At 66.0% G+C, this 25,518-nt stretch carries 24 protein-coding genes; 10 read left to right on the top strand and 14 right to left on the bottom strand.

The genetic code is table 11. The annotated features are described in order from the left end of the window. Window positions 1-15: 15 nt before the first annotated feature. The 3 genes from C477_RS19700 to C477_RS19690 form a co-directional block, all read right to left on the bottom strand. Window positions 16-1,395, bottom strand: a complete 1,380-nt coding sequence (locus C477_RS19700) for a hypothetical protein (protein ID WP_049914700.1) — start codon at window positions 1,393-1,395, stop codon at window positions 16-18. 246 nt (window positions 1,396-1,641) lie between these two features. Next, window positions 1,642-2,232 carry a DNA-3-methyladenine glycosylase family protein gene (locus C477_RS19695; RefSeq protein ID WP_008896317.1) on the bottom strand — a complete coding sequence of 197 codons (591 nt, stop codon included), beginning with the start codon at window positions 2,230-2,232 and terminating at the stop codon, window positions 1,642-1,644. A gap of 75 nt (window positions 2,233-2,307) precedes the next feature. After that, on the bottom strand, window positions 2,308-4,188 hold the full coding sequence (locus C477_RS19690) for an L-aspartate oxidase (protein WP_008896316.1): 1,881 nt from the start codon (window positions 4,186-4,188) through the stop codon (window positions 2,308-2,310). 143 nt (window positions 4,189-4,331) lie between these two features. Here C477_RS19690 and C477_RS19685 point away from each other — a divergent pair, with 143 nt between their 5' ends. Together C477_RS19685 and C477_RS24240 are read left to right on the top strand one after the other, a co-directional pair. Further along, entirely contained in the window at window positions 4,332-4,856 is a 525-nt protein-coding gene (locus tag C477_RS19685; RefSeq protein ID WP_008896315.1) for a metal-dependent hydrolase, read from the top strand. 85 nt (window positions 4,857-4,941) lie between these two features. Beyond that, complete coding sequence (locus C477_RS24240; protein WP_008896314.1) at window positions 4,942-5,100, top strand: hypothetical protein; 159 nt, start codon at window positions 4,942-4,944, stop codon at window positions 5,098-5,100. A gap of 14 nt (window positions 5,101-5,114) precedes the next feature. On the opposite strand, the gene C477_RS19680 is transcribed toward C477_RS24240, so the two are convergent. Continuing rightward, window positions 5,115-7,721: a heavy metal translocating P-type ATPase gene (locus C477_RS19680; RefSeq protein ID WP_008896313.1), complete on the bottom strand. Its 2,607-nt coding sequence runs from the start codon at window positions 7,719-7,721 to the stop codon at window positions 5,115-5,117. Between the two features lie 422 nt (window positions 7,722-8,143). Continuing rightward, complete coding sequence (locus C477_RS19675; protein WP_008896312.1) at window positions 8,144-8,890, bottom strand: helix-turn-helix domain-containing protein; 747 nt, start codon at window positions 8,888-8,890, stop codon at window positions 8,144-8,146. Window positions 8,891-8,952: 62 nt separating this feature from the next. Between C477_RS19675 and C477_RS19670 the strand changes: the two genes are divergently transcribed. Then, entirely contained in the window at window positions 8,953-9,480 is a 528-nt protein-coding gene (locus C477_RS19670; protein ID WP_049914699.1) for a hypothetical protein, read from the top strand. A gap of 168 nt (window positions 9,481-9,648) precedes the next feature. On the opposite strand, the gene C477_RS19665 is transcribed toward C477_RS19670, so the two are convergent. From C477_RS19665 to C477_RS19655, 3 genes are all read right to left on the bottom strand, one after another. Continuing rightward, complete coding sequence (locus C477_RS19665) at window positions 9,649-9,852, bottom strand: helix-turn-helix transcriptional regulator (RefSeq protein ID WP_008896310.1); 204 nt, start codon at window positions 9,850-9,852, stop codon at window positions 9,649-9,651. 2 nt (window positions 9,853-9,854) lie between these two features. Continuing rightward, window positions 9,855-10,238, bottom strand: a complete 384-nt coding sequence (locus C477_RS19660) for a hypothetical protein (protein WP_152423356.1) — start codon at window positions 10,236-10,238, stop codon at window positions 9,855-9,857. A 557-nt stretch (window positions 10,239-10,795) separates the two neighbouring features. Next, on the bottom strand, window positions 10,796-11,947 hold the full coding sequence (locus C477_RS19655; RefSeq protein ID WP_008896308.1) for an acyl-CoA dehydrogenase family protein: 1,152 nt from the start codon (window positions 11,945-11,947) through the stop codon (window positions 10,796-10,798). A 115-nt stretch (window positions 11,948-12,062) separates the two neighbouring features. Between C477_RS19655 and C477_RS19650 the strand changes: the two genes are divergently transcribed. Both C477_RS19650 and C477_RS19645 read left to right on the top strand, forming a co-directional pair. Next, complete coding sequence (locus C477_RS19650) at window positions 12,063-14,036, top strand: 3-hydroxyacyl-CoA dehydrogenase/enoyl-CoA hydratase family protein (RefSeq protein WP_008896307.1); 1,974 nt, start codon at window positions 12,063-12,065, stop codon at window positions 14,034-14,036. Between the two features lie 302 nt (window positions 14,037-14,338). Further along, window positions 14,339-14,911 (top strand): HalX domain-containing protein, encoded by a 573-nt coding sequence (locus C477_RS19645; protein WP_008896306.1) that lies wholly within the window; start codon window positions 14,339-14,341, stop codon window positions 14,909-14,911. On the opposite strand, the gene C477_RS19640 is transcribed toward C477_RS19645, so the two are convergent. Together C477_RS19640 and C477_RS19635 are read right to left on the bottom strand one after the other, a co-directional pair. Continuing rightward, window positions 14,908-16,869 carry a PAS domain S-box protein gene (locus C477_RS19640; protein ID WP_008896305.1) on the bottom strand — a complete coding sequence of 654 codons (1,962 nt, stop codon included), beginning with the start codon at window positions 16,867-16,869 and terminating at the stop codon, window positions 14,908-14,910. The genes C477_RS19645 and C477_RS19640 overlap by 4 nt on opposite strands. A 186-nt stretch (window positions 16,870-17,055) precedes the next feature. Further along, complete coding sequence (locus tag C477_RS19635) at window positions 17,056-18,207, bottom strand: acyl-CoA dehydrogenase family protein (protein ID WP_008896304.1); 1,152 nt, start codon at window positions 18,205-18,207, stop codon at window positions 17,056-17,058. 277 nt (window positions 18,208-18,484) lie between these two features. Here C477_RS19635 and C477_RS19630 point away from each other — a divergent pair, with 277 nt between their 5' ends. Next, window positions 18,485-19,510: a DUF4382 domain-containing protein gene (locus tag C477_RS19630; protein ID WP_008896303.1), complete on the top strand. Its 1,026-nt coding sequence runs from the start codon at window positions 18,485-18,487 to the stop codon at window positions 19,508-19,510. 130 nt (window positions 19,511-19,640) lie between these two features. Here C477_RS19630 and C477_RS19625 read toward each other — a convergent pair whose 3' ends face one another. From C477_RS19625 to nikR, 3 genes are all read right to left on the bottom strand, one after another. Beyond that, window positions 19,641-20,087 (bottom strand): hypothetical protein, encoded by a 447-nt coding sequence (locus C477_RS19625; protein ID WP_193366273.1) that lies wholly within the window; start codon window positions 20,085-20,087, stop codon window positions 19,641-19,643. Between the two features lie 150 nt (window positions 20,088-20,237). Beyond that, entirely contained in the window at window positions 20,238-20,615 is a 378-nt protein-coding gene (locus C477_RS19620; protein ID WP_008896301.1) for a cupin domain-containing protein, read from the bottom strand. Between the two features lie 59 nt (window positions 20,616-20,674). Beyond that, the gene (gene nikR, locus C477_RS19615; RefSeq protein WP_008896300.1) at window positions 20,675-21,103 is read right to left on the bottom strand and encodes a nickel-responsive transcriptional regulator NikR; all 429 of its coding nucleotides are present in this window, start codon (window positions 21,101-21,103) and stop codon (window positions 20,675-20,677) included. Between the two features lie 185 nt (window positions 21,104-21,288). On the opposite strand from nikR, the gene C477_RS19610 reads away from it, so the two are divergent. Both C477_RS19610 and C477_RS19605 read left to right on the top strand, forming a co-directional pair. Next, entirely contained in the window at window positions 21,289-22,089 is an 801-nt protein-coding gene (locus tag C477_RS19610; protein WP_008896299.1) for a creatininase family protein, read from the top strand. Between the two features lie 568 nt (window positions 22,090-22,657). Further along, window positions 22,658-23,476, top strand: a complete 819-nt coding sequence (locus C477_RS19605; RefSeq protein WP_008896298.1) for a mechanosensitive ion channel family protein — start codon at window positions 22,658-22,660, stop codon at window positions 23,474-23,476. Between the two features lie 39 nt (window positions 23,477-23,515). On the opposite strand, the gene C477_RS19600 is transcribed toward C477_RS19605, so the two are convergent. Next, window positions 23,516-23,926 (bottom strand): hypothetical protein, encoded by a 411-nt coding sequence (locus C477_RS19600; protein WP_008896297.1) that lies wholly within the window; start codon window positions 23,924-23,926, stop codon window positions 23,516-23,518. A 273-nt stretch (window positions 23,927-24,199) separates the two neighbouring features. Between C477_RS19600 and C477_RS19595 the strand changes: the two genes are divergently transcribed. Both C477_RS19595 and C477_RS19590 read left to right on the top strand, forming a co-directional pair. After that, window positions 24,200-24,652 carry a hypothetical protein gene (locus C477_RS19595; RefSeq protein ID WP_049914696.1) on the top strand — a complete coding sequence of 151 codons (453 nt, stop codon included), beginning with the start codon at window positions 24,200-24,202 and terminating at the stop codon, window positions 24,650-24,652. 294 nt (window positions 24,653-24,946) lie between these two features. After that, window positions 24,947-25,402: a hypothetical protein gene (locus C477_RS19590; protein ID WP_008896295.1), complete on the top strand. Its 456-nt coding sequence runs from the start codon at window positions 24,947-24,949 to the stop codon at window positions 25,400-25,402. Window positions 25,403-25,518: the final 116 nt, after the last annotated feature.

Raw genomic sequence — 25,518 nt, 5'->3', positions numbered from 1 at the left:
CGCGATCAGTCGTCCCTACTCGATGCCGGTGGTGTCCTCATCGTCCCGGTGCTGGACGATCACTTCGCGGTCGGTGATCTCGTTGATCTCCGACGCTTCGATGGGGTAGTCCTCGTCGTCGTGGCCGCCCCAGTTCATCCGCGCCTTGAGCCGATCCGTCAGTCCCGGCTCGGGATCGACGTAGGCGGTCTGGCCCTCGACTTCCGCGACGATACCGATCTGTTCGCCCGTCTCGTCGACGACGTCTTTTCCTTGATCGTCTTCGGAGAGCTCGACCCGTCCCATGTCGCCCGCGTCGGCGGACGAGCCGCCGGTTCCGGACTCGACCTCGACGTCCGGAGTGGGGTCGCCGGCCCCTTCCCCGCCGGTCCCGGCGCCGCCACCGGCTCCGGCGCCCATTCCGGCACCGGTGCCCGTACCGGCCTCATCGACTTCGGCCGACGTCTCGATCGCGCCGTACTCCTCGACGTCGATGATCTCGCCCTCGATGACGTCGCTGCCGATGACTTCCGACTCGAGCAGGTCGGTCTCTTCTAGGGTGAAGAGCATGCGCGTTCGCTCGTCGATCTGCTCTTCGACCGTGCGCCGCTCGAGCAGTTCGCTCCGGACGACGTCACCTTCGGCGCGCTTGCTCTGGATGACCTCCTGATCGATGACGTCGTCGGCGGTTACGTCCGTGCGGACGACATCGCTATCGAGAATCGACCGCTGGACGCTTTCGAGTTCGATATCGGTCTCGATCTTGTCGCTCTCGAGTTCGTCGTGCTGATCGACGTCGACGTCAACGACCCGGCTCTCGATCGTGTAGCGTTCGACTTCCTCGACCGTATCGAGGCGGCTCTCCTCGGTGATGACCTCGATCTCGTCGGCGGTGACGAACTCGGTGTCGACGATCTCCCGGTTCAGCAGCTCCGAGTCGACGACGTGGCGCTCGGCGATCTCGGTATCGACGACCTCGCTCTCGATCGTGTCCCGTTCGACGACCTCCGTCTCGACGACCTGCGTTTCGACGATCTCGGTCGTGACCGTCTCGCCCTCGCGAAGCTGGTCCTCGAGTTCCTCGCGGCCGAGGTCGGCGCGTTCGAACGCCTGCTCGCGTTCGACGAGTTCGAAGTGGCCCAGCCCCTCCTCCGTGGGCTCGTCCTCGTGGTAGACGAACACCAGATCCTCGTCTCGGAACGTCTCGATGAACTCGTCCCACGTGTACTCCTCGTGGTCCGCGCCGAGGTCGTCCCGACGGGCGAAGGAGTGGCCGTGTCCCTCGCTGTCGCGGATCGTTACGGGGACGGCGTCGCGGGCTTCGGCCCACTCCTTGATGCGCTCGGGGTCGGTGGTCATTCGCCGCTGTGATGAGTCTCCTGTCGACGGTTCGTCCGCGGGCCTATCGTTTGCCATACGTTCGTTCCCGGTCGAATCACACTTGAGTCAGCGGGGCCTTCTCATCGGTCAGTATCTCGTTTCTCGAGACCCCTGTACGGGCATGAATTATCGGGCTCGTAATCGCCGGTTAGTCGTCGCGTCGGGTCGATCCCCACCGTTCGGGGGCGCGGATAGGAGCGTATTACCGCGTCCGGTCGGTTCACGAAGGTCAGATCAACAACCGTTTCTCTCCGCGAAACAAGCGTTTGCGTGCTCGAGCCGTCACTCCGACTCGTACTCGGCCCACAGATACCGCGTCGCGGCGCTCCGATAGGGGCGCCACCGCTCGGCGATCTCCCGCATCTCGGCGCGGCTCAACTCCTCGCCGTCGCCGTAGAGTTCCTCGATCGCGCGGCGGATCGCCAGATCGCCCAGCGGCAACACGTCCTCGCGTTGCAGCACGAACAGGAGGTACATGCGGGCGGTCCACTCGCCGACGCCTTTGATCTCGGTCAGCAAATCGATAACCTCGTCGTTCGAGTAGTCGGCGAGGCCCGCTCGAGTGTAGTCGTTCTCCCGGAAGGCTCGCGCGGCGTTGCGCATGTACTCGATCTTGCTCTCGGAGAGGCCGGCCGCTCGCAGGGCCTCGTCCTCCGCCTCAAGGACGGTCTCCGGCGTCACCTCGTCGCGGAGCAGTTCGAAGACCCGCTCGCGGACGGCGGTCGCGCTCGCGGTCGATAGCTGCTGGTTGATGATGGAGATACAGAGCCGTTCGAACTCGTTCCAGTCGGGTTCGACGTAGGGGTCGTGTCGCTCGATGAGTTCCGCCATCACGGGGTCGGTCCGGATAACGGGTTCGGCCTCGTCTAACATCTACGTAGAGGAAGGGGAGGGCTCGAGGGCTGAAAGGCCTCTCGGTCGTCGGGTTCGCGGTTCGGTCGCGGTCCGTCACTCGAGGTGGTGGTAGTCGAGTTCGTACCCTTCCGCGAGCGCCTCGCGGACCGGGTCGCTCGGTTCGGCGACGCCGCGACGGTCGATCGCGAGGCCACCCTCGTCGGCCGAGACGAGCAGGTTCACGCGCCAGTCCGGGTCGGTCTCCGGATAGTCCGTTCGGTGATGTGCGCCCCTGGATTCGGTCCGAGCCAGGGCCGTTCGGAGCATCGCTTCGGCAACGGTGAGGCTAACCGAGAGGTCGACGGCGAACTCGAACGATCGCGAGGTGAGTCCGCCCTCGACGCGCAAGTCCCCCGTTCGATCGCGGAGCGCCTCGAGTTCCTCGAGGCCGGTCCGAAGCCCGGCCTCGTCGCGGAGGATGCCCGCATGATCCCACAGCAACTCGCGGAGCTCTTCCAGCAGGATCGTCGGCGTAACCTCGCCGTCGGCGGCCGCGAGCGACTCGAGGGCCCGAAACTCCCGTTCGGCCAGGGCTCGCTGTTCGTCGGTCACCGCTGGCTCGGCGTCCGATCCGTCGACCGCGGTTGCGACGTGCTCGCCGACGAGCTTGCCGATCGCGACGGTCTCGGCGAGCGAGTTGCCGCCGAGACGGTTCGCGCCGTGGACGCCGGCGACGGCCTCGCCGACGGCGTACAAGCCGTCGACGCCGGTCTCGCCGGTGCGGAAGTCGATGTCGACGCCGCCCATCGTGTAGTGGGCGGTCGGCGCGACCTCGATCGGTTCCGCGGTGATGTCGACGCCGAGCGACGCGAAGCGCTCGACCATCCGCGGCAGCCGTTCCCGGACGTAGTCGGCGTCCCGGTGCGAGATGTCGAGATAGACGCCGCCGTTCTTGGTTCCTCGGCCCGCTTCGATCTCTCGACCGATCGCCCGCGCGACGACGTCGCGCGCGTCGAGTTCCATCTGATCCGGCGAGTACCGTTCCATGAACCGTTCGTTCTCGGCGTTGTAGAGCCGTCCGCCCTCGCCGCGCACGGCTTCGGTGACGAGTCGGCCGTCCCACTCCTCCCCGTAGCGTTCGCCGACCATCCCCGTCGGGTGGAACTGGACGAACTCGAGGTCCATCAGTCGAGCGCCCGCCTCGAGAGCCAGCGCCTGGGCGTCCCCGTTGTTCTCGTCGTCCCGCGAGGAGTGGCGGTCGTAGAGTGCGGCGAAGCCGCCCGCGGCGAGGACGACGTGGTTCGACCGGAACAACAGCCCGCGACCGGTCTCCATGTCGAAACCGGCCGCACCGAAGACGCGGCGCCCGTCCGAGAGCAGCCGCGTGACCATCACGTTCTCGCGGTAGGGGATCTCGAGGTCGCGAGCCCGTCCGATCAGCGTTTCGAGCATCGCCTCGCCGGTCCGGTCGCCGACGAAGCAGGTCCGGCGGTACGACTGGGCGCCGAAGTACCGCTGGTTGATCGCCCCGTCGTCGGTCCGGTCGAACGACATCCCCCACTCCTCGAGTTCGCGAATTCGCTCCGGCATCTCGCGCGCGGTCAGTTCGACCGCCTCGGAATCGTTCAGGTGGTGCCCCTCGTTCAGCGTGTCCGCGGCGTGGATCGTCCAGTCGTCTTCGTCGTCCAGCGAGCCGAGCGCGGCGTTGATCCCGCCGGCCGCCCAGGTAGTGTGCGCGTCGCCGTGGTCTCGCTTCCCGATCACCAGCGGCTCGAGGCCGGATTCGGCGAGGCCGATCGCAACACGGGCACCCGCCGCCCCCGCGCCGACGACGAGGACCGGCGTCGTGACGACGTCGTACTCGAGGCCGTCCGATGACGCCGATCGGTTCGTTCGCCCGATTCGGTTCGCTACGCCGCCGATGTCGGCTGCCGCGGCCGATTCCCGACGCGCGTTCTCCGCCGGTCGACGGTCGTCAGCGGATGTTTCTGTCATACGACTAATGTATGGGCCGCGCGTATTTAGGGGTCGCCCCAAACGATACAATTCGGCAGAGGAAACGGCTGTAGCGTACGTTTCGGCGTTAGTCGTCGGCCTATCCTTTACCCGACTCGAGGCCGTCGGATCCATCGAAGAGGATGCAGCCGATCGTCCATCTCGCCGTCGGCTACCTCTGTTACGCCGGCTACGTCCGCTGGAGCGAGGGGACGCCCCCGGGAGAGCGGGCGACGGTCGTTGCAGCCGTCGGCGCGGCCCTGCCGGATCTGCTCGACAAACCGCCGTGGCTGCTCGGGCACACGGTCGGCCGAACGATCGGCCACTCGCTGCTGTTCGCCGTCCCGCTGGTCCTCGTGGGCTGGTTGCTGGCGCGCTCGAGCGGTCGACCGCCGCTCGGGACCGCCTTCGCGATCGGCGTCGTCTCCCACTTGGCGACCGACGTCCCGTGGCACGTGATCGCCGGCGACTACGACGAACTCGGGTTTCTCCTGTGGCCGATCACGCCCATGCCGCCGTACAGCGGAACGAAGCCGCTGGCGACCGTCGGCGGAGTCGAGGTGACGACGCTCTGGCTCGAGGCCGTAATTCTGGTCGCCGGCGCCGCGCTATGGTGGGTCGACGGACGACCGGGACTCGGTCCGATCAGGCGACGCTCCGACGGATAGCAGCGGTGAAGCGGCGCGTTCTCCCGCTCCGGATACCGACGTGATTCGGCGAGCCAGTTTTCGTTTCGGACCGTCTACTACGAGTATGTCGACGACGTCCGCTGTCTTCTGTTACGTGTGCAACGAAGAGATGGTCCTCGACGAGGACCTCGAACACCACCTCGTGTACCAACACAAACCGCGGGAGTTGGCCAAGCAACTCGTCGCCGAGTGGGAAGCGGACGAACTCGGTGAAGCCGTCTGAGTGGCTCGCTCGCCTCACTGATCGCCGCGTGGGCGCTCGAGTCCCTCGGGCGTCTCGGGTTCGACGTTCGCCAGCCGCATCGCGTTGCCGGTCACGCCGAGGCTCATCCCCATGTCGCCGATGACGACCGCGTGGATCACCGTGACGAACCCGAACGGCGTCCCGGCCGCGAGAGCGGCCTTCACCGCGAGGCTCGCCCAGATGTTCTGACGGATGACGCCGGTGGCGGTGTGAGAGAGCTCGTAGAGGTACGGCAGCCGGGTGAGATCGTCGCTCATCAGCGCCACGTCGGCCGTCTCGAGGGCGGTGTCGGTCCCCGCGGCGCCCATCGCGATGCCGATGCCGGCGGTCGCGAGCGCGGGGGCGTCGTTGATACCGTCGCCGACCATGGCGACGGTGGCCTCGGCGTCATCGTCGGTTTCTTTGGCGTCACCCTCCGTCTCGCCCTCTAACCGACGAATCCACTCGAGTTTCTCGTCGGGCAGCAGTTCGGCGTGGTACTCGTCGATGCCGACTTCCTCGGCGATGGCGCGGGCGGTCCCCTCGTTGTCGCCGGTGAGCATCACGACGCGGACGCCCTGGTCCTGCAATTTCGAGACGGCCCACTTCGCCTCCGGGCGAACCCGGTCGGCGACGCCGATGACGCCCAGCGGCCGGTCCTCGGTTCCGACGATCACGACGGTCTTCCCCTCGGCCTCGAGGTCGGGGACGACGTCCGCGAGGACGTCCAGACAACCCTCGCGCCCGCACTGCGGGCTCGAATTGTACCCCATCTCGGCCAGCGAAACACCGCCGTCGGTCGTCGCGTGCGTGTGCGCTAGGTCCGCGAGGCCGTCGAACAGGTCCGGCTTGCCGACGTAGTGGGTCGCGCCGTCGATCTCGGCACAGACGCCCTTTCCGGTTAGCGCCTCGAACGCGGAGACGTCGGGCCCGTCGTCGTCGGTCGCGACGCCCCGCTCCTCGGCGTAGTCGACGATGGCCCGTCCGATCGGGTGTTCGCTGCGGTGCTCGAGGGCGCCGGCCCGCCGGAGGACGTCGTCCTCGTCGGCCCCCTCGAGGGGGATTACGTCGGTCACCGAGAGGTCGCCCTCCGTCAGGGTGCCGGTCTTGTCGACCGCGAGCACGTCGCTCTCGCCGACGGCCTCGAGGTAGCGCCCGCCCTTGATGAGGACGCCGTTGCGGGCGGCGCTCGTGATCCCCGAGACCACGCTGACCGGCGTCGAGATGACGAACGCGCAGGGGCAGGCGATCACCAGCAGCGTCAGCCCGCGGAGGAACCACACGTTCCACGAGGCGCCAGTGAGCAGCGGCGGCGCGACGGCGATCGCGATCGCGAGGATCACGACGATCGGGGTGTAGACGCTCGCGAAGCGGTCGACGAACCGCTCGCGCTGGGTCTTCTCCCGTTCCGCGTCCTCGACCATGCGGACGATCCGAGCGATCGTCGAGTCGTCGGCCTCGCTGGTCACCTCGACTTCGAGATAGCCCGACTCGGGGATGGTCCCGGCGTACACCTCGTCGCCCGCCGTCTTGTCCTCGGGGACGCTCTCGCCGGTGATCGGCGACTGGTCGACCGCGCTCTCGCCCTCGAGGACGACGCCGTCGGCGGGGATCTTCTCCCCCGGTCGAACGACGACCGTGTCGCCGACCGCGAGTTCCTCGGCGGGGACCGTCTCCTCGCTGCCGTCTTCGCGCTTGACCGTCGCCGTGTCGGGCGAGAGATCCATCAGCTCTCGCAGCGAGTCGCGGGCCCGGTCCATCGAGAACTGCTCGAGCAGTTCGGCGACGCTGAAGAGGACGGCGAGCATCGCCCCCTCGAAGGGATGGTGGGCTGCGACACTGGCCAGGATCCCGACCCCCATCAGGAAGTCGATGTCCAGGCTCCGGTTGCGCGCGGAGTAGTAGCCGTTCCGGAGGATCGGCGCGCCGGCGATCGCAGCGGTGACGAGGAAGAGCCCTGTCGAGAGGTAGTAGGTCCGATCGACGAGGTCGCCGGCGGCGATCGAGAACAGCGCCGGGTTCGCGCTCGGCAGGACGAACTCGAGGAGCATTCCCAGACCCAGAAGGGCGGCGCCGACGCCCGTGGTGACGGCCCGGCGACTCTTCCAGATCGGCTCGTGGTCGCCCATCGGTTCGCCGTCGGTGTCGTCGCCCATCGGCGTCGCGTCGTAGCCGGCCGACCCGATGGCCTCGACGACCGTCTCCGAGCCGGTTCCGTCCGCGACCGCGACGGTCACGCGACCCGACGCGGGCCGGGTCTCGATCTCGCGGACGCCCGCGGTCCCCTCGAGCGCGTTCTCGACCTTCGACGCGCAGGAGGCACAGTCCATGTCGGGGACCGAGAACGTCAGCTCCGACGCCGCGCCGACGATCTCGTAGCCGGCCGCGCGGACCCGCTCGCGGATCTCGTCCTCGTCGGTCCGCGTCGGGTCGAACTCGACGACGAGGCGACCGCTGGTCACCCGCGCGTCGATCGCGTCGATCCCCTCGAGTCGCTCGACGCTGTTTGTCACCTTGCCCGCACAGGAGGGACAGTCCATGTCGGGGACGCGGAGCTCGAGGCTCCGACTCGTGCTCGCGTCCGGCGGCGCGTCGGGAGCAGATGGGGAGGTGTCGCTCATTATCTCACAGTAGTCGCCCCGCTACTATACGGGTTATTTGGCGTGCGCCAAATGGTGTGTCGATCTGGTCGCTGGATCGGCTCCCGAGAATCGACTTCGACCGATGGTGTCAGCCCGACCACGCACCAACCGACAACTCGCCTCACTCAGTACGGGTAGGCGTGGTATCAGCCGAATTGACGTACTGTAGTACGCGATAGACGACATAGAAGAATACACTGATAAGTAACAGAATAACGACAGCTATGAGTATGAACGCTGGACTTGCGATTACCTGAAGCGATACAGACATCTATTTAGTTATATAATTCCTGAGATATAATAGTTCTTTTCAAGATTCAAAACGATGTGCGTTCCAGACTGGATAACTACCTACTCATATACCGAATTTGGAGTCTAGAGGGTCCAATCGAACTGGTCTGTCACAACCCAGCAGCTAACGTCTCGAGCGAATCGTCCGCTTCCACGAAACTCGTTGCGAGACTCGATTCGGCCCGCCGCAGTCGGTAGGAGAGCGTCGAGCGTGGAATCTCCAGCTGTTCCGCCAGCTCTCCGAGTTCGATCCGTCGAGGCGTCTCGTAGTAGCCGCGTTCGACGGCCGCCCGCAGCGCCTCGCGCTGCTCGTCCGGGAGCGCCTGCTCGGGTTCGATGTGGTTGCGATCGGGATCGAGTTCCGTCAGCCGCAGCATCTCGATGCCGGTACACTCGCCGACCTCGTCGCCCAGCGCGTCGAAGAACTCGTGAATCGGCGCGTCGCTGCCCAGCACGATCCGCCAGCGGTAGCGCCGCTCCTCGCGGTAGGTTTCGAACAGCAGCCCCTCGCCGAGATACTCGAGGGCGACGTGCGGAACGGACGTACAGACGTCCGTGCGGTCCCAGTAGGTGTAGACCACGAGCGTGTCGTTCGATCGATCCAGCACCTGGACCTCGCAGTCGGCCCCGCAGTCGTCCTTCACCAGACAGTCGGCGAAGAAGGCCGCGTTCTTGTAGGCGTCCTCGAGGGCCTCGAGCGCCTCGGCCGACCCCTCGGCGTGGTCGACCCGCCAGAGGCTGTCCCGAGTGACGTGACACGATAGCGAGCGGATCGACGCGTCCGGGTAGTCGGCGAGGACGTCCGCGACGGGGTTCGTGCCCGGTTCGTACTCGAGGGCGAAGACGAACTCTCTCATTACCCAGTCGTAGGGCGCCACACGACAAAGGGGTTTCTCGCTGGAGCGCGTACGGTCACGCAATGCCAACGCCGGTAGTGATCTCGACCGTCAGCGGACAGATAAGCCAGTTCTGGGCATTCTATCGCCGCTACACGGACACGACGATCCACACGGCCGCGACCGCGGCGCTGACGATATTCGGCCTGCTGATCTTCCTCGATCCGTGGTTCGCGGTGCTGGCTATCGGCTCGTACGTGCTTCCGCCCGTCGCTCTGTATACTCTCGCCGACGAACGGGTTCCCAGTGCCGCCGACGGCTCTCCACAGCAGGGCCGTCCCGCGGATCACACCGCGCGAACCGTCGACTCGACGAAACGGCGGTCGACCGCTGGTCGCTCGAGCGGCGGCGACTCGAGGACGAACTCGAGTCCCCGATTCGGAAACGGTGACACTGACAGCGATAGTGACGACGGCGACACGGATTCGGACAGCGACGGTACTGACACCGATTCGGACAGCGACGGTACTGACACCGATTCGGACAGCGACGGTACCGACACCGATTCGGACAGCGACGACGGCGATACCGACTCAGACAGCGATAGCTGACGGACGAGGCGGAGGCCGGATCGGAAACGGCGACGACGGGGCGACTCGAGGCGACCGTGCCGGCCCACGTCTTCGCACGCGTGGCGTTCGTCGCGCTGTCGCCGGAGGTCGCCGTCTCGTGAGCGACGGGAGACCGAACGGGGCGATCCAGCGCGTCTGGCTGCCGGCTCACTCGTTCTCGGCCTCGTAGTCGAAGAGGTCCTCGATCCGACAGTCGAAGAACGCCGCCAGCTCGAACGCGAGCTCGAGGCTCGGGTCGTATCGCCCGCGCTCGATCGCGTTGATGGTCTGTCTCGAGACGCCGACCTCGTCGGCCAATTCGCCCTGCGTCACGTCCCGCTTCGCTCGCCAGACCTTCAGGTCGTTCTCCATCGTTACATCCGTCGGCTATACCACGACCAAGTAGTTCCGAAAACGACCAACCCGGCCAGCAGCAGCCACGTGTAGTGGCTGAAGACGGGATAGGTGACGTCGGCGCTTCTCTCGATGTTACCGACCGTCATCAGACCCACGAGGAGCGCCCAGAACGAGAGCGTCGAGGCACGGAATCCGATCTGGAGGAATCGCTCGTCGGTCACGTCTCGGTCGTCGAGGTGCTGCAGCCACCACAGGCCGCCGACGAGAAACGCCACTCCACCGCCGATGGCCAGCCCGAGCCCGAGCGTTCCCGAACCGACGATATCCGAGAGCGGACCCATACTGAGGAACCCGACGGCCATCAATACGACGCTGGCAACCGATCGACGTTCTGACATCATGTGTAAAGTGTACTTTACAAAGTGTACAAATAACTTTCTAACCTGTCGACCGTAGTTGTCACCCCGCAGCGCGAATCGGTCGCACTCGAGCGATAGCGATACCGCCGGGAGTAGCTATCGTAGGACTCGAGCGGCGGCACAGCTACTCGCCCAACGCCGAAGACGGGAACTAATGGCCGGGAGCGGACGCGGCGAACCTCGCCGTGTCCGCGACTCGGGGGAGGGCAGGCAGTCACCCGATAGTCACCGCGAGCGAAGCGAGGCGGCGAAGCCGCCTCGGATACGCGAACGGCGCAGCCGTGAGCGAGGCCGAAGGCCGAGCGAGCGGGCCGACGACTGACCCGGAAGCCGCGTTCACGCGGCTGGAGGGAAAGGTGGAGTGTTCTCGTGAACGACGTGAACGAGGGCTCGGAAGACGCGAAGCGTCTTCCGGTACTTTTCATCGAAGCTAAGCGGGAGCGAAGCTCCCGCGAGGTCCAAAAGAGCGCGTAGCGCTCTTTTGAAGATTTTACCGAGTGCGGTCGCGCAGCGACCGCACGCAGAGTAAAAGTTCGTTCCTAGAACCCTTTATCTAGCAGTTCCCGCGCAATGACGTTCTTCTGAATCTCGGAGGTGCCCTCGTAGATCTGGGTGATCTTCGAGTCGCGGTAGAAGCGCTCGACGGGGAAGTCGTTGACGTAGCCCGAGCCGCCGTGGATCTGGACGGCCTCGTTGGCGACGTCGACAGCGATGCGGGAGGCGTACTCCTTGGCCATCGAGGCGCCCTTGGTGATGTCGTTGCCCTGGTCGACGTTCCAGGCGGCCTTGTAGGTCAGGTTGCGCGCGGCCTCGGTCTTCGTCGCCATGTCGGCGAGTTTGTGCTGGATGGCCTGGAACTCGCTGATGGACTTGCCGAACTGCTCGCGGTCCTGAGCGTAGTCGAGCGCCGCGCGAAGGGCGCCCTTCGCGATGCCGACGCCCTGTGCGGCGACGCCGGTTCGGGTGGCGTCGAAGAACTGCATCTGCTGGAGGAAGGCGGCGCCCTGGTCGCCGATGAGGTTCTCCTCGGGGATGCGGACGTCGTCGAGGATGAGTTCGGCGGTGTCGGAGGCGCGGATCCCGAGTTTGCCGGTGATCTTCTCGGACGTGAAGCCGTCGCGGTCGGCCTCGACGACGATCTGGCTGAAGCCGTCGTAGCGGCCCTCGGCGTCCGGATCGGTCTTACAGAGCATGACGAAGAAGTCGCCGACGGTGCCGTTGGTGATCCACATCTTGTTGCCGTTGATCACCCACTCGTCGCCGTCCTTCTCGGCGCGCGTCGAGACCGAAGAGACGTCCGACCCGGTGTCGGGTTCCGAGATGGCGGCCCCGGAGATCTTCTCGCCCCGCGCGACGGGCTCTAAGAAGCGCTCCTTCTGGTCTTCGTTGCCGAACTCCCGGATGGCCTCGGTCCCGAACGAACAGGCGAGAATCGAGAGCGCGATGCCGGGGTCGTAGGAGAACAGCTCCTCGGCGATGATCGCCGACTCGAGGGTCGAGTAGCCGGCGCCGCCGTACTCGATCGGGATCGAGGCGCCGACCAGTCCCATCTCGGCAGCCTCGTCGACGATGTCGTGGGGGAACTTCTCCTCGGTGTCGTACTCCTCGGCGTGGGGAACGATTTCGTTCTCCGCGAACCGCGCGACTTCGTCGCGAATCTGTTCCTGTTCTTCTGAGAGCCCGAATTCCATGTGACGGTATTCCTACCCCATCGATAAAGAGGTTTGTAACCGGAAATAAACCGAACTATAGTTTCATGTGCGAATGAGGGAAACGTTCAAACACGTGCACATTGCAACTGTGACCATGGAGCTGGAAGACATCAACACCGTCGCAGTTCTCGGCGCAGGGAATATGGGCCACGGCATCGCGGAAGTACTCGCGATGGCGGGCTACGACGTGAACATGCGGGATATCAAAGACGAGTTCGTTCAGAACGGCTACGAGCAGATCGAGTGGTCGCTGAACAAGCTCGCCGAGAACGACCAGCTCACCGAGGACAAAGCCGAGGCCGCCCTCGAGCGCGTCACGCCGCTGGTCGACATGGCGGAGGCCTGCGGCGACGCCGACGTTGTCATCGAAGCCGTCCCCGAGCAGATGGACATCAAGAAGGACGTCTACGCCGAACTCGAGGAGGTCGCCGACGACGACGCCATCTTCGCGACCAACACCTCGAGCCTCTCGATTACGGACCTCGCGGAGGTCACCGAGCGCCCCGAGCGGTTCTGCGGGATGCACTTCTTCAACCCGCCGGTGCGCATGGACCTCGTCGAGGTAATCTCGGGCGCCGACTCCGCCGAGGAGACCCTCGAGACGATCGAGGCGCTGGCCGAGGACATCGGCAAGACGCCCGTGCGCGTCCACAAGGACTCGCCCGGTTTCATCGTGAACCGCGTGCTCGTTCCCCTGATGAACGAGGCCTGCTGGCTCGTCCACAACGACGAGGCGACCATCGCCGAGGTCGACTCGACGACCAAGTACGGGATGGGGCTGCCGATGGGGAGCTTCGAACTCGCCGACCTCACCGGCATCGACGTCGGCTATCACGTGCTCGACTACATGAACGAGGTGCTCGGCGAGGCCTACGAGCCGAGCCCGCTGTTCGAGCGGAAGGTCGAGGACGAGGAACTCGGCAAGAAGACTGGCAAGGGGTTCTACGACTACGAGGACGGCGAGGGCGCCCAGATCCCGACCGACGAGCAGTCCGAACTCGTCGAGAAGCGACTGATCGCGACGCTGGCAAACGAGTCCGCCAAGCTGATCGGCAACGACGTCGCGCCGCCCGAATCGATCGACGAGGCGACCAAGCTCGGCGCCGGCTTCCCGGACGGCCCCGTCAAGATGGTCGACGAGTTCGGGATCGAGAACGCCCTCGAGGCCCTCGAGGAGGCCTACGAGGAGACCGGCCATCCGCGCTACGAGCCGGCCGACTACCTCGAGGAACGCGCCGAAGCGGGCGGGTTCTACGAACAGGGCGGCGACGCCGAAGCGACCGAGTTCGAGACGATCCGAATCGAGTACCCCGGCGACATGGTCGGCCACGTCGTCCTCGACCGACCCCACCGGATGAACACGATCAGCGACGACCTGCTCGAGGAACTCTCCGAGGCCGTCGACCTGCTCGAGGACGACGACGAAGTTCGCTCGATTCTGCTCACCGGCGAGGGCGGGAAGGCCTTCTCCGCGGGCGCGGACGTCCAGAGCATGGCCGGCAGCGGCGCCGACCCGATCGAGGGCCAGGAGCTCTCGCGGCTCGGCCAGCGGACGTTCGGGAAGCTCGAGGCCTGCGATCTGCCCGTCGTCGCCGGCATCGACGGCTTCTGCCTCGGCGGCGGGATGGAGCTGGCCACCTGCGCCGACCTCCGGGTCGCCAGCGAGCGCTCCGAGTTCGGCCAGCCCGAACTGAACCTCGGCCTCATCCCCGGCTGGGGCGGCACCCAGCGGCTCAAACACGTCGTCGGCGAGGGCCGCGCGAAGGAGATCATCCTCACCGCCGAGCGGTTCGACGCGGAGACGATGGCCGACTACGGCTTCGTCAACGAGGTCGTCGACAACGACGACCTCACCGAGCGCGCGCTCGAACTGGCGACCGACCTCGCGGGTGGCCCGCCGATCGCCCAGCGGTTCACTAAGCGCGCGATGCTCGCCGGCCGCGACGACACCGAGTCCGGCCTCGAGTACGAGGCCTCCGCCTTCGGACACCTGATGGCGACTGACGACCTCATGGAGGGGATCACGGCCTTCATGGAAGACGAAGAGCCGGAGTTCGAAGGGAAGTAAGCCGATCGCGGCCGAGCGCCACAGGCTCGCTGCGGTCGCGAGCCCGTCGCTGGTACCGAGTCGCGAGGGGCGTAGTGAGACTATATTGACAGTATATTGGTTCAATGAATCGTAACCCTACGTATATTTACACGTTCGGAGAGTCCGGGTTCTAGCTTCGAACACGATATATCCGACCGCTTCCGTCCGTGATTCATCCGTCTAGTGGTCCGAACACTGATATTTGGTCGCGAGATTTATCACGAAGAGGTACCATTGGAGACCCGTGGCTGTAACGATGCAGAGAACGGAGGGGGCTCCCAATGAGTGACGACCTCGAGATTCTCGTCGTCGACGACGAGGCGCGCCTCGCGGATCTGTTCGCCGCGTGGCTCCAGAGCGAGTGGACCGTCGACACGGCCTACGACGGCGAACAGGCCCTCGAGAAGATATCCGACTCCGTCGAAGTCGTCCTGCTGGACCGTCGAATGCCGGGTCTGTCGGGCGACGAGGTGCTCGAGCGAATCAGGGACGCCGGCTACGAGTCCCGGGTGGTGATGGTGACGGCGGTCGATCCCGACTTCGATATCATCGAGATGGGGTTCGACGATTACCTCGTCAAACCGGTCTCGAAGGACGAGCTGATCGAGATCGTCGACGACGTCGCCGACCGAACGGAGTACGAATCGGATATTCAGGAGTACTACGCGCTCGTCTCGAAGAAGGCGCTGCTGGAGTCCGAGAAGGCCGATCGGGAACTCGCGAACAACGAGGAGTACCAGGACCTCTGTGACCGCGTCGAGGAACTCGAGGCCCGCGTCGACGAGACCGTCTCCGGAATGTCGTCCCACGACGACTTCGTCGGCGCGTTTCAGGACCTTCAATCGGAGCACTAATCGCCTTCGTCGAACGCGAACTCGAACCGAGCCCCTCCGTCGACGCTTTCGGTCGCGGTAACCGACCAGCCGTGTCCGGTAGCGACTTCTCTGACGACCCAGAGTCCGATCCCGAGCCCCCCGGCGGCGGTCGAGACCGACGGATCGAACAGGTCGTCGTTGATCTCGTCGGGTAACCCCGACCCGTCGTCCGCGACGAAAAAGCCGCGATCGGAACCACCCTCGGACTCGAGGGCGCCGACGCGAACGGCGACGTCTTTGCCGCCGTGCTCGATCGAGTTCCGGAAGAGGTTCTCGAGTAAGCGCAGCAGTCGCGATCGGTCGGCCTCGATAGCCATCGTCTCCGCGACCGAAAGCGTCGCGTCGGCCGTCGAAACGTACTCCCAGGCGTCGTCGGCGACCGACTCGAGGTCGACGGGTTCGGAGTCGGTCGCCCACTCCCCGTCGCGCGCGATCGCCAGGACGTCTTCGATGATCGCCTCCATTCGATCGAGTCCGTCGCGAACGCTGTCGACGTACTCGAGCGATTCGGTCTCCTCGAGCAACTCGAGATAGCCCTGCGCGACGCCGAGCGGATTGCGCAGGTCGTGGCTGACGATCCGCGCGAAGGCGTCCAGCCGCTCGTTCTGTTCGCGGAGCTTTCGCTCGCTGCGCTTTCGTTCGGTGATATCGCGGACGACGCCGACCGAGCCCACGAACGCCTCGTCGCGGACGAGGACGGCGATCTGGGCCTCGCAGGGGATTCGCTCGCCGGCTTTCGTCTCGAGGGAGAGTTCGACCGTGTCCGTACTGTCGCCGCTGGAGAGCAGCGAGCGGATCATCTCCCGGCCGGCGTCGACGTCGGCCTCGCCGAAGACGATCGAGGCGTGCTCGCCGAGCAGCCCCTCGCGGCTGTAGCCGGTCATCGCCGTCAGCGCGTCGTTGACGGTCATGAAGTGGCCCTGTTCGTCGAGGACGTACATCCCGTCGCCGGCCGTCTCGACGAGGCGCTCGTACCGCTGGAGCGTCCGCTCCTGTTGTTCGAGTTGACCGCGGATCGCGATCGTCTCGAGGACGTGAGAGGCCGTCCCGGCGACCATCTCGATCCCCGTCCGTTCGGCCTCCGAGAGCGTCTCGAGCGCGTAGACGACGAACACCCCGTACCGCTCGTCGCCCGACGCGAGCGGCGCGACGGCGGCGGCGCGGACGCCCCGGTCGACGGCGTGCTCGCCGAACGGAACCGCGCCGCACCGGTCGGCCACGTGCTGGTGGCTCTGGAACTCGTCCGTTCGGATCGCCCGCTCGAGGAGCGGCTGGTCGCCGTCGCCGATCCCGAAGGTGCGTTGCATCGGCCACTCCATGCTGTCGGGGTCGGTCAGCCAGGGGACGATCTCCCCCTCGCCCTGATCGTACTCGCCGACCCAGGCGAACGCGTAGCGGTCGGTCGCGGTAAACTCCTCGCGGAGGATTCGCTCGACGTCGACGGGAGAGGTGACGTCAACCAGCCGCCGCCTGACCGCGGAGACGAGCGCCGCGATGTCGTCGGGCAACGACGCGAGGCCGTCGTCCGTTTCGGAGTCGGTATCGCCCGCCTCGAGATCGTCGGGCGCGGTTCGCGAGTCGGCGCCGACGCGTTCGGTGATCGTCTCGGCGAGGCGATCGGGCCGGCCGGTCTCGTCGGTTCGAGCGACCACCTCGCTCAAGACGGCGACGGACGCGTCGCTCTCGTCGTCGCCCCAGTGGACGAACGCCGGCGTCGACGGCGCCTCCGCTTCGACGGTGTCGACGAGCTGTGGCACGTTCGGGATCGAACTCGCGTCGATGACGACGGCGTCGATCGCTCCCCGTTCGAGTCGGTCGACGGCCTCGGCCGCGCGCTGGGCGATAACGACGTTGACCGGCGCGTCGGTCAACGCGAGCGTGACGGACGCACGCGTGGATCGATCGTTGCTGACACAGAGGACGCGTGGCCGACTCATATCACTCAGTCACTCTCGGATTCGGTATCGATCGTCGATACCGCTGCCTACCGGGGCGAAACGGATTGTTCTTTCGGCGTGTCAGTCACGCCAATGGACCATCGATCGGCTGCGGACGCGGTCGCGGACGCATCGACTGGCCGGAGGTCGACGGTCGACGAACGCGGAAGTTCCGCCGGCCCGACGTTACGGCGCCTGCCCGTAGATCAGGTTGCGCTGAATCTCGTTCGCCCCCTCGTAGATGACCGGAATGCGGACGTCGCGGTAGACGCGGGCGATCCGTCGCTCGTCCAGGATCGACCGACCGCCGTGGAACTGCATCCCCTGTTCGGCGACCGAAGTCGCGGTCTCGGTCGCGTTGGTCTTCGACAGCGCCGCCCAGTAGCCCTCGTTCTCCCCGTTTTGTACTTTCTCGCAGGCTCGCCAGGTGAGCGAACGGGCGCTCTCGAACTCGATCAGCATGTCCGAGAGGCCGTGCTGGACCGCCTGAAAGTCGCTGATCGTCCGACCGAACTGCTCGCGGTCGTGGACGAACTCCCAAGTGGACTCGATGGCCGCCGCCGCGAGGCCGATCCCGTGGCCGGAGACGGCGATTCGGCCGTGGTTGAAGAAGTCCGCGAGCATCCAGAACCCCTCGCCCTCCTCGCCGATCAGGTTCTCCTCGGGGATCCGGCAGTCCTCGAGTTCGATATGGGCCTGTTTCGAGGCGCGCATCGCCATCTTCTCGGGGATGTGTTCGGCCTCGTAGCCGTCGGTGTCGGTCGGGACGATAAAGAGCGAGTAGTTGGCGTAGGGGTTCGACTCGTCGTCGCCGGTGCGCGCGTAGAGGGTGATCCAGTCGGCCTCGACGCCGTTGCCGATCCAGTACTTCTCGCCGTTGATCACGTATTCGTCGCCGTCCTTCTCCGCCGTGGTCTCCATCCCCGCGAGGTCGCTGCCGGTGTCGGGTTCGGAGACGCCAAGCCCCGAGCGCTGCTCGCCCTCGGCGACCGGTCGGATGTACTCCTCGCACTGCTCGTCGGTGCCGTACTCGTAGGTGAGTTCACAGCCGAAACTCGCCAACTGGAGCGTCAGCGCGATCCCCGCGTCTGCGCGGTAGAACTCCTCGGTCAGCGCAAGCAGTTGCGGGAGATCGAGCCCCCGGCCGCCCCACTCCTCGGGAATGTCCTGCGCGACGAGGTTCGCCTCCTGACCCGCCTCGAGGATCTCCTCCGGATACTCGCCGGCCTGGTAGTACTCCTGGGCGTTCGGTTCGATGTGTTCGCGCGCGAACTCCCGGGCTTCGGCCTTGATATCGCGGGCGTGCTCCGGGACGATGCTGTCGTCGAGTAGGTCCATATGGTGTCAGAGGACAGCACGATAAATATAGGTGCGGTGATCCGTTGCAAGCCACAGACCGGGATGCGGCGGGGCGGCCGTCCCCTCGGCGTCGCCGGTCGCTGTCGCTCGCGGGAGGAGACGAATCGGTGTTCGCCGAAACGGCGTCCTGCGGAGCGCTCGACGGTTCCGTCGGGTTCCTTCCTGCAGAAAGTCGCCGTCCGAAACGTTCGTGAACCGTTCTGTCCGTTCAGAACGACTGTCACCCTTTTAGCGACCCGCATCCGACGGACGGCATATGACGACCGACCCGACGAACGACGAACGAGACGACGAACCGTACGACTCCGATATCGACCGCCGGGCGTTCATCGCCGCGGGCGGCACCGTCGGCGCGACGATGCTGGCCGGCTGCGCCGGCGATGCGACGCCTGAGGACTCGAGCGACGCGCCGGACGACGAGGCTGACAGCGAGGAGACCGACGGGCCGACGACCGCCGACGCGGCGAACTTCCGGCTGCTCGTCAGCGACAGGCCCGCCGACATCGGCAACTTCGATCGACTCGACGTGTCCTTTGACAGCGCCCGCATCTTCGACGGCGGGGGCGAGGAGTCGGACGACGGCGAGAGTGGCGAGTCCGAGACCGACGGCGAAGACGCCGAAACCGACGACGAGGAAGCGGCCGACGACGGGGACGAGGAGGAATCGTCCGAGGACGGCGACGACGGGACATCGTCGGGTGACGAATCCGGCGACGAATCGGACGCGAACGACGGCGAATCGGACGCAGACGGTGACGAATCCGACTCGAGCGAGACCGGCGTCGAGCGACGCCGCGGATTCTACTGGCTCGACCTCGAGGGCGCGACGGTCGACCTGACGCAGGTCGTCGGCGAGAAGGCCGTCTCGGTCTTCGAGGGCGGCCTCTCGGCGGGGACCTACGAGAAGATCGAACTCCACGTCGCGGACGTCGAAGGCGTCGTCGACGGCGAGACGGTGCCCGTGAAGGTGCCGAGCGAGAAACTCCAGATCACCCACGCCTTCGAGGTTCGCGAGGACGAACCCCTCGAGTTCGTGTTCGACATCAACGTGGTCAAGAAAGGAAACGGCGGCTACAACCTGACGCCCGTCATCTCGGAGAGCGGCGTCGCGGGCGAGGACGTCGACGTCGAAGAGGTCGACGACGAATCCGACGAGAGCGACGAGGACGCCGACGACCGTGGCGACGCCGAGGCGAACGACGGCGAGACCGGCGGCTCCGGCGGGAACGAAACGGACGACGGCAGTGCGGACGACGACAACGAGAGCGGGGCGAACTCGTAGTTCCGACGGCGCAGTTGGATCGCCCAGCGGCGGAGCCGGGTCGCCGTTCACCGCTTCCGCTGCGAGACGGTACCGTCACCGGCGGTAGCGTCGCTCAGACGGTACGGCCGGTAGTCGAGTGCCGTCGCTGCTATCGAAGCTCCCGAACGAGGTCGTTGACCGAGGCCGAATTGGCCGCGTGGTCCTCGAGTCGCCAGCGGTCCCACACCACGTCACAGACGACGTGGACGTAGAGGACGACGCCGGTCACGATCGCGAGCGAGCGGCTCGCGAGCGCCAGCAGCGGGACGACGGTTCCGATGATGAGGAGGTGGCTCAACAGCCGTGAGAGCACGCCGACGTCGCCGTTCTCGAAGATCTGCCCCTGGTCGGCGACGGCCGCGATCGGATTCGCGAGGCAGAACCAGACGGCGTCCCAGCTCCCGGTCTTGATCCGCGCGATGAGCAAGTGATCGACGTCGATGAGCACGCCGGCGGCGGTGCCGTAGACGACGACCGCGACGGCAGGGAGTTCGACGCCCAGCGCGCTGATCGGCGACAGTACGGCGGCGAGAACGCCGGCGGCGACGAGCGAGATGGCGGCGTGGTGTTTCGAGTAGATCGGCGGTCACCTGGGAGTCGAAACCACGGCGAGGCACAAAACCGTCCCGCTGTCTCTCGATTCCTCGCCGACCGCGACCGAGCGCGACACCCCGCGGCGCGGTTCGATCGAAGCGACGCTGCGATCTCAGCCGGCGAAGCCCGAAAGCGACCACTCTCCGTTGTCGCCGTCTTCCTCGGCGATACTCGGGGCGCTGACGAGCACGAACGCGCTCTCCGCGTCGCCGTTGCGGATCTGGCGGGTCGACGACGGGGGGATCCACAGCGCGTCGCCGGTCTCCATCGCGACCGGTTCGTCGTCGATGATGACCGTCGCATTCCCCTCGATCAGCACGTAAACCTCCTCGTGGCCGTTCTCCGTGTGATCGTGGGGTTTGCTGTTCCAGCCGGGATCGCAGCGAGCGACCGTCACCCCCACCTGCTCGGTCTCGAGCGGATCCGATAAGAAGTGCATCGCGCTCGAGACCTGTTCGACGTCCTCGTAGTTCACCTTCCGGTAGGTCATGTCCGTGTGTTAGGCTGCCGTACAGTAAAACTAGTCGTTCGATCGAACCCGAGACGGGGTCAGTTACCCTGTGCGAACGGATCGAAATCGTCGACGGGAATTACCGAGTAGTCGACCGTCAGCGCGTCCTTGGTCGCGCGGATCTTTCCGACGAACGTCGAGATATCCTCGAGTTCGCCCTCGAGGACGAACAGTTCCATACAGTAGTGGTCGCCGACGTGGCTGTGGAAGTTCGAGGCGACGAGGTCCTCGTGTTCGTGACGCAGGTGCATCATCTGTTCCTCGACGCTGGTCGTTTCGTAGTCGAAGAGGACGGTGACGATTCCCATCAGATCGCGGTCCTCGAGACGGGTGTCCTCGAACTCGCCGAGGAGGTTCCGCGAGGCCTCCCGGACGACCTCGCTCCGGCCGGTGTAGCCGTGTTCGTCCGCGAACTGATCGAGTCGCTCGAGGAGTTCGTCCGGCATCGAGACGCTGACGACTGCCATATAATAACTTCCGGGGACTGATCTATTAAGAGTTATCATAATAGTCCGTCTGGAACCGGCTCGAATAGCAATCGAATCGGTCGATCGACCCGGCGGACCGCGTCGAGGCGGCCCTCGAGTCGGACCGAGGCGGCGACGGGTTCCGCAGCACCCACTGTTTTCCGGCTTCGCCGAGAGCGTCGACTATGTACCTCGCCAACCGGAGTTGGCCGGAACTCGGCGACTACGTCGCGGACGAGTCGCTCGCGGTCGTCCCGCTGGGCTCGACCGAGCAGCACGGCCCGCACCTCCCCGAAGGGACGGACCACATGATCGCCGAGGCGCTGGCCCGCGAAGCGACCGATCGTACCGGGTACCTCTGTACGCCGCCGATTCCGATCGGCGTCAGCTCCCACCACCGGCAGTTCCACGGGACGATGTGGGTCGAGGCGCCGATCTTTCGGGACTACGTCGAGAGCCTCTCGCGAAACCTCACCTACCACGGCATCGACCGCATCGTCTACGTCAACGCCCACGGCGGCAACGTCGCTCACCTCCGGGAGGTCGGCCGGCGGCTCCACGACGACGGCACCGCCTACGCCATCGAGTGGATGTGGGACGAGTCCATCCCCGAACTGATCGAGGAGGTCTTCGAGACCCCCGGCCCCCACGGCGGCCCCAAGGAGACGGCGATGATCATGCACATCGCCAACGAACTCGTCCGCGAGGACCGCCTCGAGGAGGCCCGCGACGGCGGCGCGGTCTTCGACTACGACGCCGAGCGAGTACACGGCGCGACCACGTTCTACGACTGCATCGAGAACAGCCCCAACGGCGTCTTCGGCGACCAGACCGACGCGACCCCCGAGGTCGGCGAAGAGCTGTTCGAAGCCGCGACGGACCAACTGGTGGCGCTGCTCGAGTGGCTCGACGAGCGGCCGATCGAGGAGCTCATGCCGGAACCGCAGCTGGAGCCCCGGTCGGATCGCCGTCGAGAGGGCGCGTGAATGCCCCGCTGACGGTTCCGTTCTGCCGATGGAGGACCGATCTCGGTCGCGCTCGGCCCTCGGCAGCCGGACCGATTCGCCGTCGTCGCTAATCCGCTATTACGGCCGTCGGGTTAGCTAGACACCGAAACGGCCGCTCGCTGAGCGACCGCGAACGACCGCTCCGAATCGGTGGGCGAATCGGACCGAGTCGTGGATCGAAACGACCTCGAGCCTCGTCTCGAAGCGCGGATAGTACCGGGTCTCGTCATGCACGAAACCCGGTAGTTACCGTCCGAGATTCGTCTCCGAATTCGACGGTGCCGTCGCGCGATCTGTCGGCGGGTCGGCGACAGGATCGCCAAACCCTCATTATCGCACGCCGGCGGGACGACAACTCCGACACCAGCGGCGAGCTACGCGTCGTCACGGCTCGAAACCGATACCGCTCCGTTACCGTCCGTTCGACGCGCAATTCGGGACAACGGACACTTCAATTGCGGTGCCATCGCCGGGCCGAACGGGTTGGTTTCACTATATTTCGATAGGGACTCAATTACGAAACCCCGCGGGGACGACGCGTCGGTGTATGGTTCAACCGCAACTCGCCCAGCAAGGACAGGTTCCCGACTGGTTACAGGATCCGATCGCGGAACTCGTCACGTTCCTTCCGCGGCTGATCGGCGCGCTGGTGATCCTCTTCATCGGCTGGATCATCGGCCGCGTCGCCGCGCGCGCCGTTCGAAGCCTCGCCGACGGGATCGAACTCGACAGGATGGTCCTCGAGACGCCGCTGGGGCGCATCCTCGGCGGGACGGAACGGGCCGTCTCCAGCGCCTTCGGCTCGCTCGCGAAGTGGTTCGTCTACGCCCTTGCCATCCTCGCGGCCGCCAACGCCCTCGCGATCCAGTTGCTGTCGGAGTGGATCGCGACGGCCGTCTCGTACCTGCCGGCGTTCATCGCCGGACTGCTCGTCATCGTCATCGGCTTCGTCGTCGCCGACTTCGTCGGTGACATCATCGAGCGGACGCGAGCGGCAGCCGAGACGGTCTACGGGAACTGGTTCGCCAACGGCGCCCGCATGTTCCTCTACTTCACCGCGATCGTCATCGGGCTCGACACGATGGGGATCGACGTCAGCATCCTCTACGTCTTCGCGCGAGCGCTCGCGTGGGGCCTCGCCGCGGCGGTCGCCATCGGCGCCGGCGTCGCCTTCGGCTGGGGCGGCAAGGACTACGTCGCCGAGAACATCGGTCGCTGGATGGGACGCACCGCCACCGTCACGCCCGACGAAGAAGGCTCGAGCGGGGGTCGCTCGACCGGAAGCGATCGGTCCGCCGGCAGTCAGTCTCGCCGCTCCGATCGGGACCCTGGCTCCGAGCCCGGACCGACCGACGACGACGACTGATCGCCGCGCGACGATCACCGTCCGCCGCGCCGGACGCCGTTACTCGACGACTGACTCGATCCGCTGCTCGTCGGTCGCTCGATCGGGTGGAAACAGCGGCTTGACCGGGACGACGACGTGGGACTTGACGAGCCGGTCGTCGGACGGCCGCCACTTCTCGACTCGCGCGAGCGAGCGCGCCTCATAGCAGTCCTCGAGCGACTCGAGGGCGGCCTCGAACGCGTCGGCGTCGAACCGGTCGGCCGAGACGGGGTCGGAAACGACCGCGAGTCGGCGCGTCCGCGCGTACACGTCGAGGCGTCCCTCGAAGACGTGTTCCAGGCGTTCGATACAGTCGTGCACCTCGCCGAACGACGGGTCGTCGTCGCGCGTCGGGAGGGAGACGTACGCCTGATACTCGTCCGGCCGCTTCCGGACGTGTCGTTTCCAGAGTCGGGTTACGAACCGCACGAATCACCCTCCGGAGTCGGCCGAACGGGAACGGTCGGTCTCGGCGAACGACGGAACGGATCCGCGCGGATCGCCGTCCGTCGGTCCGTACCGACGGACGTCCGACTCGCACTCGGTTGCGTCTCGGGCCACATCATTCTCACCTTCGTCTCGTCGACGTCGGTAATACGTTCTTTGTTGTCGACCGCGACCGAACTGTGGTCACGATCCGCGCGGTCGAGCGCGGCCGGTTCGCGAGAGTTTTGTACAACGACTCGCTACCGCTTTGCAGCTATGAAACGATCGTTCGCGTCACGTCCCAGTTTGGTGCTCGTCGGGGCCGTCGCGCTCGTCGCCGTCGGCGTCGCGAGTAATATCGGGTTGGACTCGCCGTACCGGTTGTTCCCGTCCCTACTTCTGATGGCGCTCGGCGTCGCCGGCGTCGCGACCCAGGTCCGCGACGACAGCGTCGCTCAACTCCGCCTGACGGCGAAACGCTGGTGGGTCGTCGCGTTCGTCGCGTTTCTCCCCTACGCGCTGGTCGCGGCCCCTGAAAGCGATTCGGCGGCGGCCGTCACCGACGGACTCGCCGCCCCGCCGATCCCGCTCATCCTCGAGTCGATCTCAGGTGCGGTCGTCTGCTGTGCGGTGGCGGTGACGGTGCTGTACGGCTTCGCCAGCTACGGCGTCCACCCCGGCCGACCCTCGCCCGAGGAACGCGTTCTCGCGGACGGCGGAGACGACTAACGCGAACCGACGGCGAACCGGTCGTGACGGAGACCGGCGCCGCTCGACGGAACAGGGCCGTGTACCGGAGCCGCCGCGAATCCTCCTCGAGTCCGTGTCCGGCGAAGATCGACGTTTTCGGTGACGCTGCCGGCCGCCGACGACTGAGCTATCAGCCGGGTCGCAGTTCGCGACCCGAGAGCGGACCGATCGCGGTCGATTTCGCCAGCAGTCGGCCGATCGTCGCCGCTCACAGCGGTCGACGAATCGAGCCAACAGCTATATATCCGACCGCCTATTCATCCCGGCAAAGCGGTGCACGACGTGATTCCGACCTCCATCCGTTCGGATCGGCTGTTGCTGGCCGTATCGTTCGCCTGCTTCGCCGTCGCCGGCATGGCGACCAGTACTGTCGAGGCGCTCGTGCCGACGGTCGGAGCGACCGCGGTCGCCATCGCGGGCGTTTACTGCGTGGCCCAGTACGCGACCCGCGTCTCCCGACGGACGCTGGCCGGGCTTTCGGCCGCCTTCTGGCTCGGTTTTCTCGCGACCGCCGCGCTCCACGGCATCGGCCTCGAGACCATCGGCGCGACCGTCCCGGGCAGCGACGCGACGATCGCCGGCTCGCTGACCGCGGTCACGTGGGCGACGCTGCTGACCGCCGTCGCCGCGACGACGTTCCTCGGCTTCCGTGAGTACGGCGCCACCACCAGCGCCGATTCGCCCGAGGAACAGGTCCTCGAGGGCGACTCCGACTACTCGACGCAGTAACGCTCGTTTTCGGTCCCGTTGGTCGGACTCTTCGCTCGAGTTTCGGTGGAAGTGTCGGAATTTCGACGGAAAGCTGACGATAAGTCGCGCTGCTACCGATCCTAGTAGGACAGCAC

This window comes from Haloterrigena salina JCM 13891 (assembly GCF_000337495.1).
GTDB classification, from domain to species: Archaea; Halobacteriota; Halobacteria; order Halobacteriales; family Natrialbaceae; genus Haloterrigena; species Haloterrigena salina.
This window is presented reverse-complemented; position numbering and strand designations above follow the sequence as displayed.